Here is a 14,880-nt window from a genome sequence, read left to right as displayed (position 1 = left end):
GGTTGCCTACACAAATTTCTGCTTGCTCCAAATATGGGCGCAGGAATTATGCTTTCTGCCGACCGCGGCCGATGTCTGCTTTTCATGGCAGCGAAATCCCCCTTGGCAACTGGTGTTGCCAAGGGGGCGGCTCCAGAATTTTCGTGTTGGTTGCGGCAAAGCCAAGCTTTGAAGGCGTGAACTCAGATCGTCGCGGCGGCGGCCTCGGCGATATCCTGCATCCCGACATGGGCGGAAGGGCCGACGAGCACGAAGGAGGCGCCACCTCTCTGCCAGGAGACCATGCCGAGATCATCGCGGATGCTCTCGTCAAAATCGTTCGACTGCGGGCCGGTGGTATTCTTGAGGAAGCAGATCGCGAAGATCTCGCCCTCAGTGCTGCGGTAAACGAGCTGTGCCACGGGTTTGCCGTTCGCCACCAGCAGACGGGCGCCTGCGAAGGTCAGGCCCTTGCCGCCAAGCTGCGGAATCTTGAAGGGAACGCCGACGCTGGACGCAAGCCAGGTCTCGATCTTGGGAGCCTCGGAGGCGGGAACCTCGACGAGATGCTCTTTCTGGCGCGAATAGATGCGGTGGTAGTCGGCGATATCGTCCAGCCAGCCGCGCGCCGCTGCCACTTCGGCCGGTTCGCCCACATTGTTTGCCGTGCCGATGACGAAGCCGGCCGAACCGCCGAGCAGCATCAGTGCAACCGATGCGGCAAGCACGCGCGGCCAGATGCGCACGTTTCTGACGTTGGCGGCTGTCGCCGTCACGCGTTCGGTTTTGGGGCTGACACCGGGACCCTGCTTGATCTGTCGCACCAGGGCCAGCGGCACGGGGTCGTGCAGAAAATCCTCAAAGGCCGTATCGCCGAAGCTGCTGCCGGCTTTCAGCTTTTCGAACAAAGCCTTGGCGTCTTCGTCGCGGGCGAGAAGCGCGTCGAGTTCATTTCGTTCCGCTTCGCCGATCTCACCGTCGATATAGGCGGATAGGCGAACTTCGAGTGCGTGACCCTTTGTCTGTTGCAACGGTCAGGCCCTCCTTTCGGTATTCTCGGAGATCATGGCGGCAAGCCTGAGGCGCGCCGTCGACAGCCTGCTCATGACAGTGCCGATCGGAATGCCGAGGATGTCGGCCGTCTCGCGGTAGCTATGGCCTTCGACGTTGACCAGCAGGAACACGCTCGCCAGGCCTTCGGGCATCGACAGGATCATCTTCTGCAACTGGTTGGCGTAGACGGCCTTTTCGGCCGAAGCCTCGATGCTGAGCTCTTCCTGGCCGAGCGCATCGACCGTGCCGCTGCCGGCGCGGACCTTGCGCTTGCGAATCTCGTCGACCCAGAGGTTGCGCGTCATCGCATAGACCCAGCTTTCCAGCCGGCCTTCTCCGTTCCACAGGTGGCTGCGCGTGATCGCGCGCTCGCAGGCTTCCTGGACGAGGTCGTCGGCATCATTGGCGTTGCGCGTCAGCGTCATCGCGAACCGACGCAATTTGGGCAGGAGACTGACCAAGTCGCGTCTGAAGTCCTTCGTTTCTGCCGCTGGACGCATTGCTCTTCCAAATGAAACGTGCCGGATCGTGCATTTATTCGCGGTGCGAGGCACGAGCCGGATGATATGAAACATTTGCCCCTTAGTCTGCAAGGGAAGTGCCGGAACGGGAAGCAAATTCTGCTGCTTCATAGCGTCTTTTCCCAAAAAGCTTTTGCTTGCCGGCCGCCGTTAACCGAGGACTTCGTTACCGTAAACTGCACCGCCACCCCGAGATCGCGTCAAAGTTCGGCCCGAATCTGGCTGGACCCCATGGCACAACTGCAGGTCGATGTCGGGGACACGCCAATGAACGCACAGCATCCTAGCAAGAGAATGAACGCCGCTCGGATCAGGGGCGGCCGATGGGGCAGCGCCCAGCTTCGGCGAGGGGCCATGGCCATGCGCATTGGTGCGGTGGTTCCGCTGCTTGTGGGCCTTGCCGCATGCCAGAGCGCTGAGGTCATCGAAACCGGATCACTATCGTCCTACAAGGATTTCGTCGCCAGCGACGGGATGGTGACCAAGACGAAGTATCGGGTGGATGCCGCCTCGACCAAGAACGTCAAGACGGTGCACGTGATCCCGACGACCTTCGCGGCCAATGCCGATCTCGACAAGCTTGGAGATCCGCAGAGGAAACTGGTGGCGACGGCGATCGACCGGTCGCTCTGCGAGGCATTGAGTGCGCAGTTCGATGTCGTGCCGATATCGAAGCCGGCGGATATGGCCGTGCGCTCCGTGGTCAGCAAGGTCAAATCGACAAATGCCGTTGTTGCGGGCGTGTCGACCGTCACCTCGGCGGTCGCTCCCGTTCCGGTTCCGCGCATTCCGATCGGTCTCGGAAGTCTCGCAGTCGAGGCGGAGGCTTTCGACGCGCGGGGCAAGCAGATCGCCGGGCTGACATGGGCGCGCGGTGCCAACATCCTCACCAATGGTTCCCGCGCATCGACGGCTGCCGACGCCTTTGAGCTTGCCGGAGATTTTTCGGGCGATTTCAGTGCGCTGCTGGAAAAATCGGGTGACCCGATGAAATCCGACTTCGAACTGCCTTCGATGAAGAACGTCAAGAGCAGCGTCGCCTATGCGGTGACCGGCAAACCCTCCGATCCCGATTGTGCTGTTTTCGGCAAAGGATCCGGCCTCGGCGGCATCGCTGGCGGCGCGCTCGGTCTGCCGCCGGAATGGTCGGAGAAGAAGAACGAGAGCGCGCCCATTGCAAGCGGCAGCAGCGGGGGCGCAAAGAAGGGCTAGACAGCCAATGCCGGCGCGTCTCTTGCGCGCTCGGCGCTCTGTCGTTTGGCGCTGCGATCGAGGCGGCNCCTCGATGCTCCCGGTGGGTCAGTACTGGCGCACGCCGCCAAGCGACTGCAACAGTGCGCGGTAGGCCCAGGTGTTCTCCCCGCCACGATCGCGGATCTCGACGAGCTGCACGCGTGCTTCCTCGACGTGTCCCTGTTCGATCAGCGCCTGGCCCATGTAGGAGCGCGCGAGAATGTAGTTCTCGTCGGCCTGGAGCGCGCGCTTGTAGTACTGCATGCCGAGTTCCATGCGGCCGGCCTTGCGGTTGGAATAGCCGAGATAGTTGAGGACGCGGGCGCTCTTCTGGTCCTTGACCGCGCCGAGTACCTTGATGGAATTTTCATACTGGCCGGCATAGGCGAGCTCGCGGGCGGCCTGGAACAGGATATCGTCGCTGAGGTCGCTTTTCTTGGCGTTGACGCAGGCATTCTTCTTTGCGTCCCACACCTTGCAATCCGTGCATTCGCTGGTCGTCTTGGTCTTCTTGGGCGGTTCGCTGGTGTCTTCGCCGGCTGCCATCACGGCCTGCGCCATGAAGCTGGTTGCGCCGGCCACAATCAGGGCGCCAAGCAGGGCCTTTCGGTACATCATGCCATCTCCCGTTCTTCGCGCATGCCCTTGAAAGCCCGCGCGTCGTTTCAAAATGATCGCGTGTCCTTGACGCTCCGAAAGGAGGTGAGCCGCCGTCGGGCGGCTTCAGCCACGAAGCATGCCAGAAGACAATGCACACCACCAGCGGGCGGCGCACGACTGGGGTATGACGCATGAATGCGGGAAAATATTCGCCGGGCGATGAATATTCTGCGAAGTGGCCCGCCTGACGGCTTCAGAAACGCGTCGTTTCGGCGAGTGTCACCGTCGTTGCATCGCCGTTCAGCGCATAGCGTTCGCGCGTCAGCTGCCAATTGCCCGGCTCGCCGGTGATGGTGAAGAGGTTATAGGCTGCTGGCGGCTTGTGGCCGCCCGGGCCTTGCGAGGCCGAGGCGATGCCAACGACCGGGACCGGTGCATTCTGGCCCTTCAGCCAGTAGACGGTGTTGAGATGGGTGTGGCCATGGATCACGAGCTCCGCACCGCCCGAGGAAATCGTCGCGGCGAAACGGCGGATGCCGATCATGCGCTTGTGCATCGAGGCCGCGCCGCGGATCGGCGGGTGGTGGATCATGACGATACGAAAGAGGCCCGCTTCGCCGGCGGCCCGCAGCATGTTGACGGTCGCGCGTGCCTGCCGCTGGCCGAAATAGCCGCTTGCGGCAAAGGGGGGCGTTGCGACAGCGGTCGAGCAGCCGATCAGCGCGACCGGTCCGCGCACCCGCATATAGGGAAAGCAACGGTGCCGGTCGTGCCAATGAGCCGGCGCATCGTCGCCCCGCATGTAGGGATACCAGGCACGGGTGGTCTTTTCGTAGGCGCCCGGCACATAGGCGTCATGGTTGCCCGGAACGATGGAAATGTTCTCCGGCTTGCCGGCATCCGTCAGCCATTCGGTCACTGCCTTGATCTCAAGCGAAGACGCGAGGTTCACGAGATCGCCTGTCATCGCCAGATGGTCAGGATCCTTCTTCTCGATATCCGCCAGCAGGGTGTCGAGCGTGCCGGTAAAGAGATGCCGGCTGCGGTTGCGGTGCCAGTTGACGAAACCGGTGATGCGCTTCGACGCGAGCTCCCTCAAGGACAATTCGGGCAGGGGCCCGAGATGGACATCGGAGATATGGGCAAGTTTGAACATCGCCCCCGTCTAGCGCATATTCCGGCCGAGGGGAATCAGGTCGCCCGATGAATCGCGTGCGGGCCGAAAACATGGGAAGGACGAGACGACTGAACGAGGAATGGCCACCGGAGATGCGGCGCTGGTATCTCCGGCTCCTGATGCGGCTCGCGCATGGCTATTACGCCCTTGCGCGCGGCATGACGATCGGCGTTCGCGCTGCCTGTTTCGATGACGAGGGCCGGGTTTTTCTCGTGCGCCATTCCTATCTGCCGGGCTGGCACCTGCCGGGTGGGGGGCTCGATCGCGACGAAGCCTCGATTAACGGGCTGCTGCGGGAGCTGCGCGAAGAGGGAAACCTGGAGGCAACGGCGCCGCCGGTGCTCATCCAGGTCTACTACAACAGGCGCACGAGCCGCCGCGACCATGTCGTCTTCTACCGCTGCGACGGCGTCAGGCAGACCACGCCGAAGACACCGGATCTGGAGATCGCCGCGAGCGGCTTCTTCACGCTCGATGCGCTGCCGGAGGATACCACGCCGGCGACGCGTCGCCGGCTTGCGGAACTCGCCGGCAGCGCTGCCTTCGACATTCACTGGTAGAGGCGGTCCAGCCGCTCGAACAATCGGTCTACAGCCTCTCGCGTCCGTGCGGGGAGGTGAGGTCGAGCACCGGACCCACTGGCACGACGCCGGTCGGGTTGATGGTCGTGTGGCTGCGGTAGTAGTGCTCCTTGATGTGGCGCATATCGACGGTCTCGGCCACGCCCGGGACCTGGTAAAGCTCCCGGAGGTAACCTTGCAGGTTCGGATAGTCGGCGATCCGGCGGATGTTGCACTTGAAGTGGCCGACATAGACCGGATCGAAACGCACCAGCGTGGTGAACAGGCGCCAGTCGGCCTCGGTGAGGCGGCTGCCGGTCAGATAGCGATGCGACGCGAGGCGTTCTTCCAGCTTGTCGAGCCGGGAAAAGAGCGCGGTGACGCTCTCCTCGTAGGCGGCCTGCGTGGTGGCAAAGCCCGCCTTGTAAACCCCGTTGTTGACGTCGTTGTAGACGTAGGCATTCAACGCATCGATTTCGGCGCGCAGTTCTTCCGGGTAGAAGTCGGTCGTCGAGCCGGTCAGCCCGTCGAAGGCGGAATTGAACATGCGGATGATCTCGGAGGATTCGTTCGAGACGATGGTGTTTTGCTGCTTGTCCCAGAGAATCGGTACGGTCACGCGGCCGGAATAGTGGGCATCGGCGCGGGTATAGATCTGCCACAGCGCCTTCGATCCGAAGAGATGGTCGCCAGTGCCGATGCCGCCGTCCTTGAACTCCCAGCCCTGGGCGAGCATGAGCGGATCGACGACCGAAACGGAAATGAGGTCCTCCAGCTTCTTCAGCTTGCGGAAGATCAGCGTGCGGTGCGCCCAGGGACAGGCGAGCGAAACATAGAGATGATAGCGACCGGCCTCCGCCTTGAAACCGCCGTCGCCGCTAGGTCCCGCGGATCCGTCTGCCGTGACCCAGTTGCGAAACTGCGAAGCGCTGCGCTTGAAATGGCCGTTCGTTGCGACGGTATCGTACCAGACGTCCTGCCAGACGCCGTCCACTAATCTACCCATCTTGAAATCTCCTTCGTGATCCTTGCGCTCATAGATAGCGCTTCCAGCGGCGTCCGATAGATGGCGAAATCCGAACAGTGCGTTTTAGACTTTGACAGCGGGCATTTTTCTGATATCGGCGATCTCACAACTTTTTTCGTGTTGGAAGAAACCGCACTGATGATGTTCTCGGGAAACCTGCGACGACGCTGATGCTGCCAACGCCCGCTTCGGGCGAAGCCATCCCTATGTCTGTTCGCATGCCTGGTTTCTCGATCCCATGAAAAAGCACGATCTCGTCTACCTGACCGAAGACGCGTCCCATGACGCAGCCATCGAAATCATCAATGAAGAAGCCTTCGGCCCCGGCCGGTTTGCCCGGGCGGCCGCGCGCATCCGCGAGCAAGGGCCGCATGATCGGTCGCTGTCCTTCATCTGTGCCGACAACGGCGAGACCATCGCTTCGGTCAGGATGACGCCTGTGATGGCAGGATCGATCAAGGGCCATCTGCTTGGGCCGCTGGCCGTACGGCCGTCGCACAAGAACATGGGTATCGGCCGGGAGCTCGTGCGCATCGCCGTCGAAGCGGCGCGGCGGCAGGGTTCGGAGGCGGTGATCCTCGTTGGCGATCCGCCCTATTATCAGCCGCTCGGTTTCGAGAAGGTGCGCTACGGTGCGCTCGAATTTCCGGGACCGGTCGATCCCGCCCGCGTGCTCGTCGTGCCGATGGCCGAGGGCGTGCATGCTGGCCTTGCCGGCACCATCGGCTGGCGGGACGATGCGGTGGCATCCGCCGTGCCGCTCGAGCTGCAGCTCGCGGTCTGAGACCAGAGCATCCCGCTTTCAGGTGGAAGGATGCTCTAGATCCAAAGTGCTAGAGCGTCCTGTGTGCGTTCAATTGAACGCACGGCGCTCTAGCCGGAGACGATCGATTTCTTCAGGAAGACCCGGGTGCGGCCGATCGGGAAATCCGGCAATTCGCCGAACGCCTCGTAGCCCTGGCGTTCGTAGGCGCGCCGGGCTTGCGGGTTGAAGGTGTCGATCCAGGCATTGTGGCAGCCGCGGCGTCGAGCTTCGTCTTCCGCCGCCTGAAGCAGCTTGCCGGCAAGGCCCTGGCCACGAAGATCCTCCGGCAGCCACAGCCATTGCACGAAGAGCCAGCCCCAGCCGGTGTAGCCGTTCAAGCCACCGCGTTGCCCCTTCGCCTCGGGACCGCCAACGAGCACGGCGAGTGGTCGCCGCTCCGACGGGCCGACATCGGCGGCATTGAAGGCTGTGAGGCCATTGCCGATCGCTTCCAGCGCCTCGGCCGGAGGCGCGTCCGTTACCTCGAACATCGAAAACCTTTCACGCGCGGCGCATGCTGAAGACGTCGAGGCGATCCTCGCCCACGTCCTTTTCATCGAGCCGCCAGCCGAGGCGCTCGTAGAAGGCGCGCTTGCCGGGAAGGGCGCAGAGATGAACGGCCTTGGCGCCGGAATCGAGCGCCGCACGGGCAGCCCTCAGCACGATGTCGCCGCCGATGCCGGTGCCGCGGAACGGCGGGTCGACCCAGACGGCCGCCACCCAGGGGGTGAGATCCGGTCGCTCCTCGAGGTCCGAGGCGATCACCGAGGCGGTGCCGACGAAGCGATCTCCGGCATGCGCCACCAGGCAAAGGGATTCTGCATCTTCGGTGAGGCTCGCCTGGAGCAGGCCGGTAATATGGCTCAAAGGAAAGCGCTGCTGTTCCCACCAGGCGCGCCAGATGCGATCGGCCACGGCATCGAAGAAATGCGGTGTGTCGCGAAGGTTGCTGACGACGACGTTCCGTTCGGTCATCGTCCCTCGCGATACCAGGTGGCGGAGATCAGGAAGAGCAGTGCCGCAAGCCCGAGGAGACCGGTAAACAGCGGCAGCGAGTTGATGCCCTTCAGCACGGTTTCGTCGGTCATGCGGATCGAGAGGCGCTGATCGTCGGCCGAACGTATCGAGCCCCTGACCGGCAGGACCGTCGGCAGATCGAGCGGCCCGTCGGCGCTTGCGAGACGCCGCACCAGTCCCTTGGTCTTCTCCGCCCACGGGCGCAGCTTGTCCTCGGTCGAGATCGCCGCCTTGAACTCGGGCGCATTGGGATCGCCGACATGGGCAAGGGCCGTGAGTTCACCATTGGCCATCTCGAACAGGCCGGTCTCGGTCGTTGCGAGTTCTGCCGAATAGAGACCCGGCTGGCGCTCGGTCAACTTCACGTCCTGCTTTTGACCCGAGGGGGAGACGAGCGAAACGGGACCCGGGTCGCCGTCGATCGTCTGACGGGTGATTTCCAGCGTGCGGCCCCGGGCGCGTGCCGTCAGCGCTTCTTCCTCCAGCGAGGGCTCCTGCATCAGCCAATGGGCGGTGCGGCGATAGAGCGAGACATGCGGACCGCCGCCTTCGAAGCCGCGAGCCCAAAGCCAGCCCTGGTCGGAGAGCAACATGGCAACGCGGCCCTTGCCCACACGGTTGAGCACGAGCAACGGCTTGCCATCGGCTGCTTCCATCACCGTATTGCCCTCAGGCCTGTCGACATCAACCGTACGGAACCAGCGGCCCCAGTGCGGCGGCTCGCTATCGGAGCCTTCGAGGCCGCGGGTTACCGGATGTTTCTTCCCTTCCTCCGACAGGCGGGGGAAGAAGGCCTTCTCGTTCATCACACCCGTGGGCGCGGCCGGAAGCACGGCCGAGAGCGGCGTTGCGGCGATCGAATCGTCGCCGGCATGTTCCGGCCCGGCGGCAATCAGAAGCGCGCCGCCGTTCTCCACATATTGCGCGATGTTGTCGTAGTAGAGGATCGGCAGCAGGCCGCGATGCTGGTAGCGATCGAGGATGATCAGGTCGAACTCGTTGATCTTGTCGACGAACAGCTCACGCGTCGGGAACGCGATCAGCGACAGTTCGTTGATCGGCGTACCGTCCTGCTTTTCCTGCGGACGCAGAATGGTGAAGTGCACGAGATCGACCGCGGCGTCGGATTTCAGGAGATTACGCCAGGCACGCTCACCGGCATGAGGCTCGCCGGACACGAGCAGCACGCGCAGGTTCTCGCGAATGCCGTCGAGCACGTGAACCGCACGGTTGTTGGTCGTGGTCACTTCGCCCGGAACCGCGTCCACCGCAAATTCGAGCACGTTGTTGCCGCCGCGCGTAACCTTGAAGCTGAAGGGGACGTCGGTCCCCGGCTCGGCCCGTTCCCGGGCGATTTCGTTGCCGTTGAGGCGGATGCTGACTTCCGCGGTCCCGCCGGGTGCGGCGCCGTCGTCGACAACCCGGAACGAGAGCTTCTGCTCTTCGCCGACGATGCCGAAACGCGGCGGGTTGATGAGCTCGACGCGCCGGTCGAACTCATCAGGCTTGCCGGTGATCAGGCCGTGAACCGGGGCGTCGAAACCCAGCTTGCGGCTGACATCGGGCACGTCGTGGATCTGGCCATCGGTCACGAAGATGGCGCCGCCGATGCGCGCTGGCGGAACATCGGAGAGCGCTGTCGTAAGTGTGGTGAAGAGGTTGGTCGCCGGCGAGACGCTCGCCGGATCGGACTTGGCCTCGACGATGCGCGGCTCGATCAGCGGTATCGCCGCCAGTCGCGCCTTCAGGCCCTCGATCGCACGATCGGTCTGCTCGGTGCGGTCGCCATTCTGCTGGCTCTGGCTGCGGTCAACGACGATCGCGACGATCGTCGAGAGCGGGTCACGCAGTTCGACGAAGATGGAAGGATTGGCGATCGCCAAGGCGAGTGCGGCCAAGGCGAGGGCGCGCAGCCAGGCGCCGCGTATCTTTCGCCATAGGCCGTAGCCGATGAACAGCGCCGCGACGACCAGAAGCGGCACGAAGAACATCAGTGGAAGCAGCGGAGCAAAACCATAAGTCATCGATCAGCCCTCACTGCCCAAGCCTCTGGAGGAGGTCCGGCACATGAACCTGATCGGACTTGTAGTTGCCGGTCAGCATGTACATCATGATGTTGACGCCCGCGCGATAAGCGTATTCGCGCTGCATTTCGTCCGGCGGTACCGTCGGCAGAAGCGGCGCGCCGTTGGCGTCGACAGCCCAGGCGCCGGCAAAGTCGTTGCCGGTGATCATGATCGGCGTGACGCCATCGCCGCCGCGCACCGGTCGGTTGCTCTGCTCCTCGGCGTCATGGGGGGCGGCTTCCACCCACAACTGGCTCTCGGTGTAACGCCCGGGAAAATTCGAAAGCAGGTAGAAGGCCTTTGTCAGCACGTGGTCTGAGGGCACCGGTTCCAGCGGCGGAATGTCGAGGCCGTTCAGCATCTCCTGCAGGCGCTGCACATTGGGGCTGTCGCCCGCCGCCGAAGGCGTCAGCGAGGAGAACTGGTCGCGCGTGTCGAAGAGCACGGTCCCGCCATTGCGCATATAGGCGTCGATCCGGCTCATCACTCTGCTGCTCGGCATCGGCGCCGTGGCGGATACCGGCCAATAGATGATCGGGTAGAACGCTAGCTCGTCCTGTTCCAGATCGACGCCAACGGGGGCGCCCGGTTCCAGGGCTGTGCGATAGGTCAGGTAGTTGCTGAGGCCCAGGAGGCCCTGTTCCGACAATCGATCGACCTCGGCCTCGCCGGTGATGACATAGGCGAGGTGGGTCGTGTCGAGGCGTTGCAGTGTCTGCGCGTCGCTTGGCTGGCTATCCTGCGCGTGAACAATCGTTGGTGCCAGGGCAGCAAGACCAAGGGTGGCAAGGCCAAGGGTTGCAAGCACGGCTGCCGTGGCGGCGCCACCGGCAGCGCGGTGGCGCAATCCCGTGAGGCCGCCCGCCATATAAAGCACGATCAACGTGTCGATCATGAAAAGCATCAGCGCGAGCCCGAAGAGATAGGGCCGGATCGAGAACGGACGCACGCCTTCCAGCCCTTCCGCGCGTTCGCTGACGAGGTTGCCTCTGATCGGAGCGATGCTGCCGCCGTCGGGGAGAAGATTGTTGGCAACAAAACCCTCTTCCGAGCCGTAGAGGCCGGGCGGTGTGTCTGCGGAAACAATCGGCGCAACTCCGGGGGCGATCTCAAGCGGCCGGGCGCTGCCCGTCTCGGTGGTCAGTTCGCCCCGGGCGTTTACCAGGCGATAGGGCGGCAGCGTCTGCGCCTTGCTTGTCTGGTCGCCGGCAATGCCGCCGGCACGTGAAAGCTGGATGGACCGGCGGAGCATGTCGACGAAGGAGCCTGAAATTGGCAGGTTCGACCAGCCCGGGTCGGCGCTCACGTGGAAGAGCACGATGCGTCCACGTCCGCGTTCGGCTGTCGTGACCAACGGCGTGCCATCGGCGAGGTTGGCCCAGGTCCGTTCGGCAAGGTCCGGTGTCGGCTGCGCCAGAACCTGGCGTTTGACAAGGACATCGCGCGGATGCTCGAGACCGGCAAAGGGGCTGGAAGATGGGTAGTCGGCAAGCGGCTGCGGCTCTGACCAGGAGAGCGCGCCGTCGAGGGACCGTTCGCCCTGCCTGAGCATGACGGGGACGAGCGGGTCGTCGGCAGGCGCGCCGGCCAGCCTCGGGCCGGCAAAGCGAACGAGCATGCCGCCATTCTCCAGCCAGCGCGTCACCAGCGGATAGCTTTCGTCCGGCAACCGGCCGACGTCGGCCATGACCAGGATCGACGGATTTTGAGCGAGAAGTTCGGCAATCGCCTTGCCGATCGCTTCCTCTCGCGGCTCGATCAGGTCGGCGTGCGGTTCGAGCGCCCGCTTGATGTAATAGAGCGGTGAAAGCAGCGGCTGCGACTGATGCACCTCGCCGCTCAGCAAGGCCACGCGACGACGGCGATTGCCATCGTCGAGCAGGTGGATGCCGCCGGCTGTCGCCTGGCCCTCGATCGTCAGACGTGCGAAATCGTTGCGCAGCTCGAAGGGGGCTCTCAACAGGGCATTCGCTGCCGTGGCGCCAGAAGCGAAGCGGAGTTCTCCTTCGGCAATGGCGGTGCCGCGCGCGTCGCGGGCAAAGACGTAATAGGCGCGTGGCTCGCCAAGCGGCAGCCGCGATGCCGTGACCCGCATGCCTTCGTTTTCGTTGGTCGCGGACGTCAACGCGATGGCGCTTTCCGCATTGCCTTCGATCCGGCGGACGTTGGCCGCGCCGATCTCCGCGACTTGGCGCATCGTCTGACCGTCCCCAGCCTCGATCCCGTCACTGAGGAACGCAAGCGTGCCAGGCGGCGAGTTCGCGAGGGCGGCTTTCATGGCGGCAAGCGCCCGATCGCGCGCGGCCGGCAGCGGTTGCGGCTGCGCCGCGGCCAGCCGGTCTCGCGCGGTGGTGGCGGAAGCCGGGGTCGCATCGTGCTGTCGATCGGTCGTGAAGACGATCGAAACCGGCAGATCCTTCGCCTCCGCATCGTCGATGAGCGCATTGGCGGCCTCGACCCGCCGATCCCAATCGGAGACCGTCGCCCAGCTGTTGTCGATGACGAGCGCCAGCGGGCCAGCGGAGGAAAGCGTGTTCTGCCGCGGGTTGAACACCGGATCGGCGATCGCCAGGATCACCGCCGCGGCCATCAGCATGCGCAGCAGCGTCAGCCACCAGGGGCTTTGCGCCGGGGTTTCCTCGCGCTTCATCACGGACGCCAGGATGCGCAGCGGCGGGAACACTTCGGCCGCGGGCCTTGGCGGCGTCATGCGCAGCAGCCACCAGATGACAGGCAGGGCAACCAGGGCGGCGAGGATAGCGGGGTTGGTGAACAGGAAGGGCAAGCTGCTCATAGCTGGCCCCCGTGCGTCGCGCGTCCCGGCATGCCGGAGAGATAGGTGTGCACGGCGACGAGCGCCTCCGAGGCGGGCCGGTCGGTTCTGTGCGGGGTGAAGGTCCAGCCGAGATGGCGGAGCGTCACGCCCAGGCTGTCGCGGCGGCTGACATAGGCGCGCTGATAGTCCTCGCGCAGCACTTCGGCGCGGCCGGCCGTCAGCTTCTCGCCGGTCTCCGGGTCGGTGAATTCGGTGCGGCCGCTATAGGGAAACACCTCTTCTGCAGGGTCGGCGATCTCGACCACATGGCCGCGCAAACCCCGGCGTGCCAGCGGGCCGAGGCGGTCCATGATCTTTTCCGCCGGATCGAGAAAATCGCCGATCAGCACGAGATCGCTGGCGCTGCGGATCATCCCGGTGTTGGGGAGGCCTTCCGCGAGCGGGCTCAGCATGATCGCGGTCGCCAGCCGTTCGGCGGCATTGCGGGCCGAGATCGGCTCCATGATGCCGGGGCAGCCGATGCGTTCGCCGGAGCGCGCGAGGATCTCGGCGAGCGCCAGCATCAGCACGAGCGCGCGGCTCTCCTTGGAGACCGCGCCGAGCCTCGACTTGTACATCATCGACGGGGAGAGATCCGCCCACAGCCAGATGGTGTGCGCGGCCTCCCATTCGCGGTCGCGGACATAGGTGTGGTCGTCGCGGGCCGAGCGGCGCCAGTCGATGCGCGACAGGCTCTCGCCGTCGCTGTAGGGCCGGAACTGCCAGAAATTCTCGCCGATGCCGCGCTTGCGCCGGCCATGCCAGCCGGAAATCACGGTATTGGCGATCCGCCGTGCTTCGACCAGGCAATCGGGAACGAGCATGGCGCGCTGTTGCGCGCGGGAAAGTACTTCACCAGCAGGAGTACGCGAGACTATGTGCCCGACGGTGGCCATTCGTCAGCCTCTGGCCTGTTTCACCAGATCGGCGATGACGTCGCGCACGGTCATGCCTTCGGCGCGCGCAGCGAAAGTGAGCGCCATGCGATGCTGAAGCACGGGCTCGGCAAGCGCCAGGATGTCGTCGATCGACGGCGCCAGGCGCCCGTCGTAAAGCGCGCGGGCGCGGGCGCAGAGCATCAGCGCCTGGCCGGCACGGGGCCCGGGACCCCAAGCAACGTTCTTGTCGGTCGCGGCATTGCCGTTGCCCGGACGGGCGGAGCGCACGAGCGACAGGATCGCGTCGACCACCTTTTCCCCGATCGGCATCTGTCGGATCAGGGCCTGGATCTGCTGTAGCCGCGCTGCATCGATGACCGGGTGAGCGGTTGCTTCGCTGACACCTGTGGTCTCGAGCAGAATCTGCCGCTCGGCCGCAAGGTCGGGATAGCCGACATCGACCTGCATCAGAAAGCGGTCGAGCTGCGCCTCGGGCAGGGGATAGGTGCCCTCCTGCTCCAACGGGTTCTGGGTGGCAAGCACGTGGAAGGGCGCCGGCAGGTCCTTGCGGGCGCCGGCCACGGTGATGTGATACTCCTGCATCGCCTGCAGCAGCGCCGATTGCGTGCGCGGCGAGGCGCGGTTGATTTCGTCGGCCATCAGCAATTGCGTGAAGATCGGGCCGGGAATGAAGCGGAACGAGCGATGGCCGGCCGCATCCTGGTCCATGACTTCCGAGCCGAGGATGTCGGAGGGCATCAGGTCGGGCGTGAACTGCACGCGGCTGGAATCAAGGCCGAGGACCGTGCCGAGTGTGGCGACGAGCTTCGTCTTGGCAAGGCCGGGAACGCCGACGAGCAGGGCATGGCCGCCGGAGAGAACGGCGAGCAGGGTCTGCTCGACAACGCTCTCCTGACCGAAAATAACCTTGCCGACTTCCGCACGCACCCGGGCGATTTCGCCGAGTGCGCTTTCGGCCGCGGCGACAATCGTCTTCTCGTCGATCGCGTCGGCCGCGCCCTTCATGACAGTCATGGTCGTACTCCCCGGTCGCCCGTTGTTAAACCGAATCGCCCTATACCGGGATTTCAGTTGCCAAATTCCAATTTAGACCCTGCCGGACGGCTGACAAGTCGGCGCCGACGCACT

The 14,880-nt window shown here is 64.3% G+C and carries 14 protein-coding genes; 3 read left to right on the top strand and 11 right to left on the bottom strand.

Annotation, left to right across the window (positions count from 1 at the left end; translation table 11 throughout):
- Positions 1 to 182 precede the first annotated feature (182 nt).
- Together ACTJKE_RS20150 and ACTJKE_RS20145 are read right to left on the bottom strand one after the other, a co-directional pair.
- A complete protein-coding gene (locus tag ACTJKE_RS20150) occupies positions 183 to 1,010 on the bottom strand; it encodes an anti-sigma factor family protein (RefSeq protein WP_093233993.1) in 828 nt (275 codons plus the stop codon).
- A gap of 3 nt (positions 1,011 to 1,013) precedes the next feature.
- The gene (locus ACTJKE_RS20145; RefSeq protein ID WP_058326532.1) at positions 1,014 to 1,532 is read right to left on the bottom strand and encodes an RNA polymerase sigma factor; all 519 of its coding nucleotides are present in this window, start codon (positions 1,530 to 1,532) and stop codon (positions 1,014 to 1,016) included.
- A 375-nt stretch (positions 1,533 to 1,907) separates the two neighbouring features.
- On the opposite strand from ACTJKE_RS20145, the gene ACTJKE_RS20140 reads away from it, so the two are divergent.
- Positions 1,908 to 2,765 (top strand): DUF3313 domain-containing protein, encoded by an 858-nt coding sequence (locus ACTJKE_RS20140; RefSeq protein WP_440692235.1) that lies wholly within the window; start codon positions 1,908 to 1,910, stop codon positions 2,763 to 2,765.
- A gap of 87 nt (positions 2,766 to 2,852) precedes the next feature.
- On the opposite strand, the gene ACTJKE_RS20135 is transcribed toward ACTJKE_RS20140, so the two are convergent.
- Together ACTJKE_RS20135 and ACTJKE_RS20130 are read right to left on the bottom strand one after the other, a co-directional pair.
- A complete protein-coding gene (locus ACTJKE_RS20135; RefSeq protein WP_440692233.1) occupies positions 2,853 to 3,404 on the bottom strand; it encodes a tetratricopeptide repeat protein in 552 nt (183 codons plus the stop codon).
- 235 nt (positions 3,405 to 3,639) lie between these two features.
- Positions 3,640 to 4,542, bottom strand: coding sequence for a metallophosphoesterase family protein (locus tag ACTJKE_RS20130; protein ID WP_057253082.1), 903 nt, complete (start codon positions 4,540 to 4,542; stop codon positions 3,640 to 3,642).
- Positions 4,543 to 4,613: 71 nt separating this feature from the next.
- Here ACTJKE_RS20130 and ACTJKE_RS20125 point away from each other — a divergent pair, with 71 nt between their 5' ends.
- Positions 4,614 to 5,123, top strand: coding sequence for an NUDIX domain-containing protein (locus tag ACTJKE_RS20125; protein WP_440692231.1), 510 nt, complete (start codon positions 4,614 to 4,616; stop codon positions 5,121 to 5,123).
- Positions 5,124 to 5,151: 28 nt separating this feature from the next.
- Here the strand turns inward: ACTJKE_RS20125 and ACTJKE_RS20120 are convergent, their stop codons facing one another.
- Positions 5,152 to 6,129 carry a glutathione S-transferase family protein gene (locus ACTJKE_RS20120; RefSeq protein ID WP_440692229.1) on the bottom strand — a complete coding sequence of 326 codons (978 nt, stop codon included), beginning with the start codon at positions 6,127 to 6,129 and terminating at the stop codon, positions 5,152 to 5,154.
- 259 nt (positions 6,130 to 6,388) lie between these two features.
- On the opposite strand from ACTJKE_RS20120, the gene ACTJKE_RS20115 reads away from it, so the two are divergent.
- Positions 6,389 to 6,934: a GNAT family N-acetyltransferase gene (locus ACTJKE_RS20115; protein ID WP_057253085.1), complete on the top strand. Its 546-nt coding sequence runs from the start codon at positions 6,389 to 6,391 to the stop codon at positions 6,932 to 6,934.
- An 89-nt stretch (positions 6,935 to 7,023) separates the two neighbouring features.
- Here ACTJKE_RS20115 and ACTJKE_RS20110 read toward each other — a convergent pair whose 3' ends face one another.
- Genes ACTJKE_RS20110 through ACTJKE_RS20085 form a run of 6 tightly spaced genes read right to left on the bottom strand, consistent with a single transcriptional unit; the run spans position 7,024 to position 14,766 of the window.
- Positions 7,024 to 7,446, bottom strand: coding sequence for a GNAT family N-acetyltransferase (locus ACTJKE_RS20110; protein ID WP_112994345.1), 423 nt, complete (start codon positions 7,444 to 7,446; stop codon positions 7,024 to 7,026).
- A gap of 10 nt (positions 7,447 to 7,456) precedes the next feature.
- Positions 7,457 to 7,930 (bottom strand): GNAT family N-acetyltransferase, encoded by a 474-nt coding sequence (locus ACTJKE_RS20105; protein WP_440692226.1) that lies wholly within the window; start codon positions 7,928 to 7,930, stop codon positions 7,457 to 7,459.
- On the bottom strand, positions 7,927 to 9,996 hold the full coding sequence (locus ACTJKE_RS20100; protein ID WP_440692224.1) for a hypothetical protein: 2,070 nt from the start codon (positions 9,994 to 9,996) through the stop codon (positions 7,927 to 7,929). Before ACTJKE_RS20100 ends, ACTJKE_RS20105 begins: the two co-directional genes overlap by 4 nt.
- A 10-nt stretch (positions 9,997 to 10,006) precedes the next feature.
- The gene (locus ACTJKE_RS20095) at positions 10,007 to 12,832 is read right to left on the bottom strand and encodes a DUF4159 domain-containing protein (protein WP_058321139.1); all 2,826 of its coding nucleotides are present in this window, start codon (positions 12,830 to 12,832) and stop codon (positions 10,007 to 10,009) included.
- Positions 12,829 to 13,749 carry a DUF58 domain-containing protein gene (locus tag ACTJKE_RS20090; RefSeq protein ID WP_112994347.1) on the bottom strand — a complete coding sequence of 307 codons (921 nt, stop codon included), beginning with the start codon at positions 13,747 to 13,749 and terminating at the stop codon, positions 12,829 to 12,831. Before ACTJKE_RS20090 ends, ACTJKE_RS20095 begins: the two co-directional genes overlap by 4 nt.
- A 3-nt stretch (positions 13,750 to 13,752) precedes the next feature.
- Positions 13,753 to 14,766 carry an AAA family ATPase gene (locus ACTJKE_RS20085; RefSeq protein WP_057253096.1) on the bottom strand — a complete coding sequence of 338 codons (1,014 nt, stop codon included), beginning with the start codon at positions 14,764 to 14,766 and terminating at the stop codon, positions 13,753 to 13,755.
- Positions 14,767 to 14,880: the final 114 nt, after the last annotated feature.

This window comes from Ensifer sp. 22521 (assembly GCF_052044795.1).
Taxonomy (GTDB): domain Bacteria; phylum Pseudomonadota; class Alphaproteobacteria; order Rhizobiales; family Rhizobiaceae; genus Ensifer.
The sequence above is the reverse complement of the archived record's forward strand: the minus strand, read 5'-3'. Positions and strand labels throughout refer to the sequence as shown.

Excerpts from the sequence above, each read along its gene's own strand:
- ACTJKE_RS20130 (WP_057253082.1), bottom strand. The coding sequence starts at position 4,542 with ATGTTCAAACTTGCCCATATCTCCGATGTCCATCTCGGGCCCCTGCCC.
- ACTJKE_RS20105 (WP_440692226.1), bottom strand. The coding sequence starts at position 7,930 with ATGACCGAACGGAACGTCGTCGTCAGCAACCTTCGCGACACACCGCAT.
- ACTJKE_RS20120 (WP_440692229.1), bottom strand. The coding sequence starts at position 6,129 with ATGGGTAGATTAGTGGACGGCGTCTGGCAGGACGTCTGGTACGATACC.
- ACTJKE_RS20145 (WP_058326532.1), bottom strand. The coding sequence starts at position 1,532 with ATGCGTCCAGCGGCAGAAACGAAGGACTTCAGACGCGACTTGGTCAGT.
- ACTJKE_RS20090 (WP_112994347.1), bottom strand. The coding sequence starts at position 13,749 with ATGGCCACCGTCGGGCACATAGTCTCGCGTACTCCTGCTGGTGAAGTA.
- ACTJKE_RS20140 (WP_440692235.1), top strand. The coding sequence starts at position 1,908 with ATGGCCATGCGCATTGGTGCGGTGGTTCCGCTGCTTGTGGGCCTTGCC.
- ACTJKE_RS20100 (WP_440692224.1), bottom strand. The coding sequence starts at position 9,996 with ATGACTTATGGTTTTGCTCCGCTGCTTCCACTGATGTTCTTCGTGCCG.
- ACTJKE_RS20085 (WP_057253096.1), bottom strand. The coding sequence starts at position 14,766 with ATGACTGTCATGAAGGGCGCGGCCGACGCGATCGACGAGAAGACGATT.
- ACTJKE_RS20125 (WP_440692231.1), top strand. The coding sequence starts at position 4,614 with ATGGGAAGGACGAGACGACTGAACGAGGAATGGCCACCGGAGATGCGG.
- ACTJKE_RS20110 (WP_112994345.1), bottom strand. The coding sequence starts at position 7,446 with ATGTTCGAGGTAACGGACGCGCCTCCGGCCGAGGCGCTGGAAGCGATC.
- ACTJKE_RS20115 (WP_057253085.1), top strand. The coding sequence starts at position 6,389 with ATGAAAAAGCACGATCTCGTCTACCTGACCGAAGACGCGTCCCATGAC.
- ACTJKE_RS20135 (WP_440692233.1), bottom strand. The coding sequence starts at position 3,404 with ATGATGTACCGAAAGGCCCTGCTTGGCGCCCTGATTGTGGCCGGCGCA.
- ACTJKE_RS20095 (WP_058321139.1), bottom strand. The coding sequence starts at position 12,832 with ATGAGCAGCTTGCCCTTCCTGTTCACCAACCCCGCTATCCTCGCCGCC.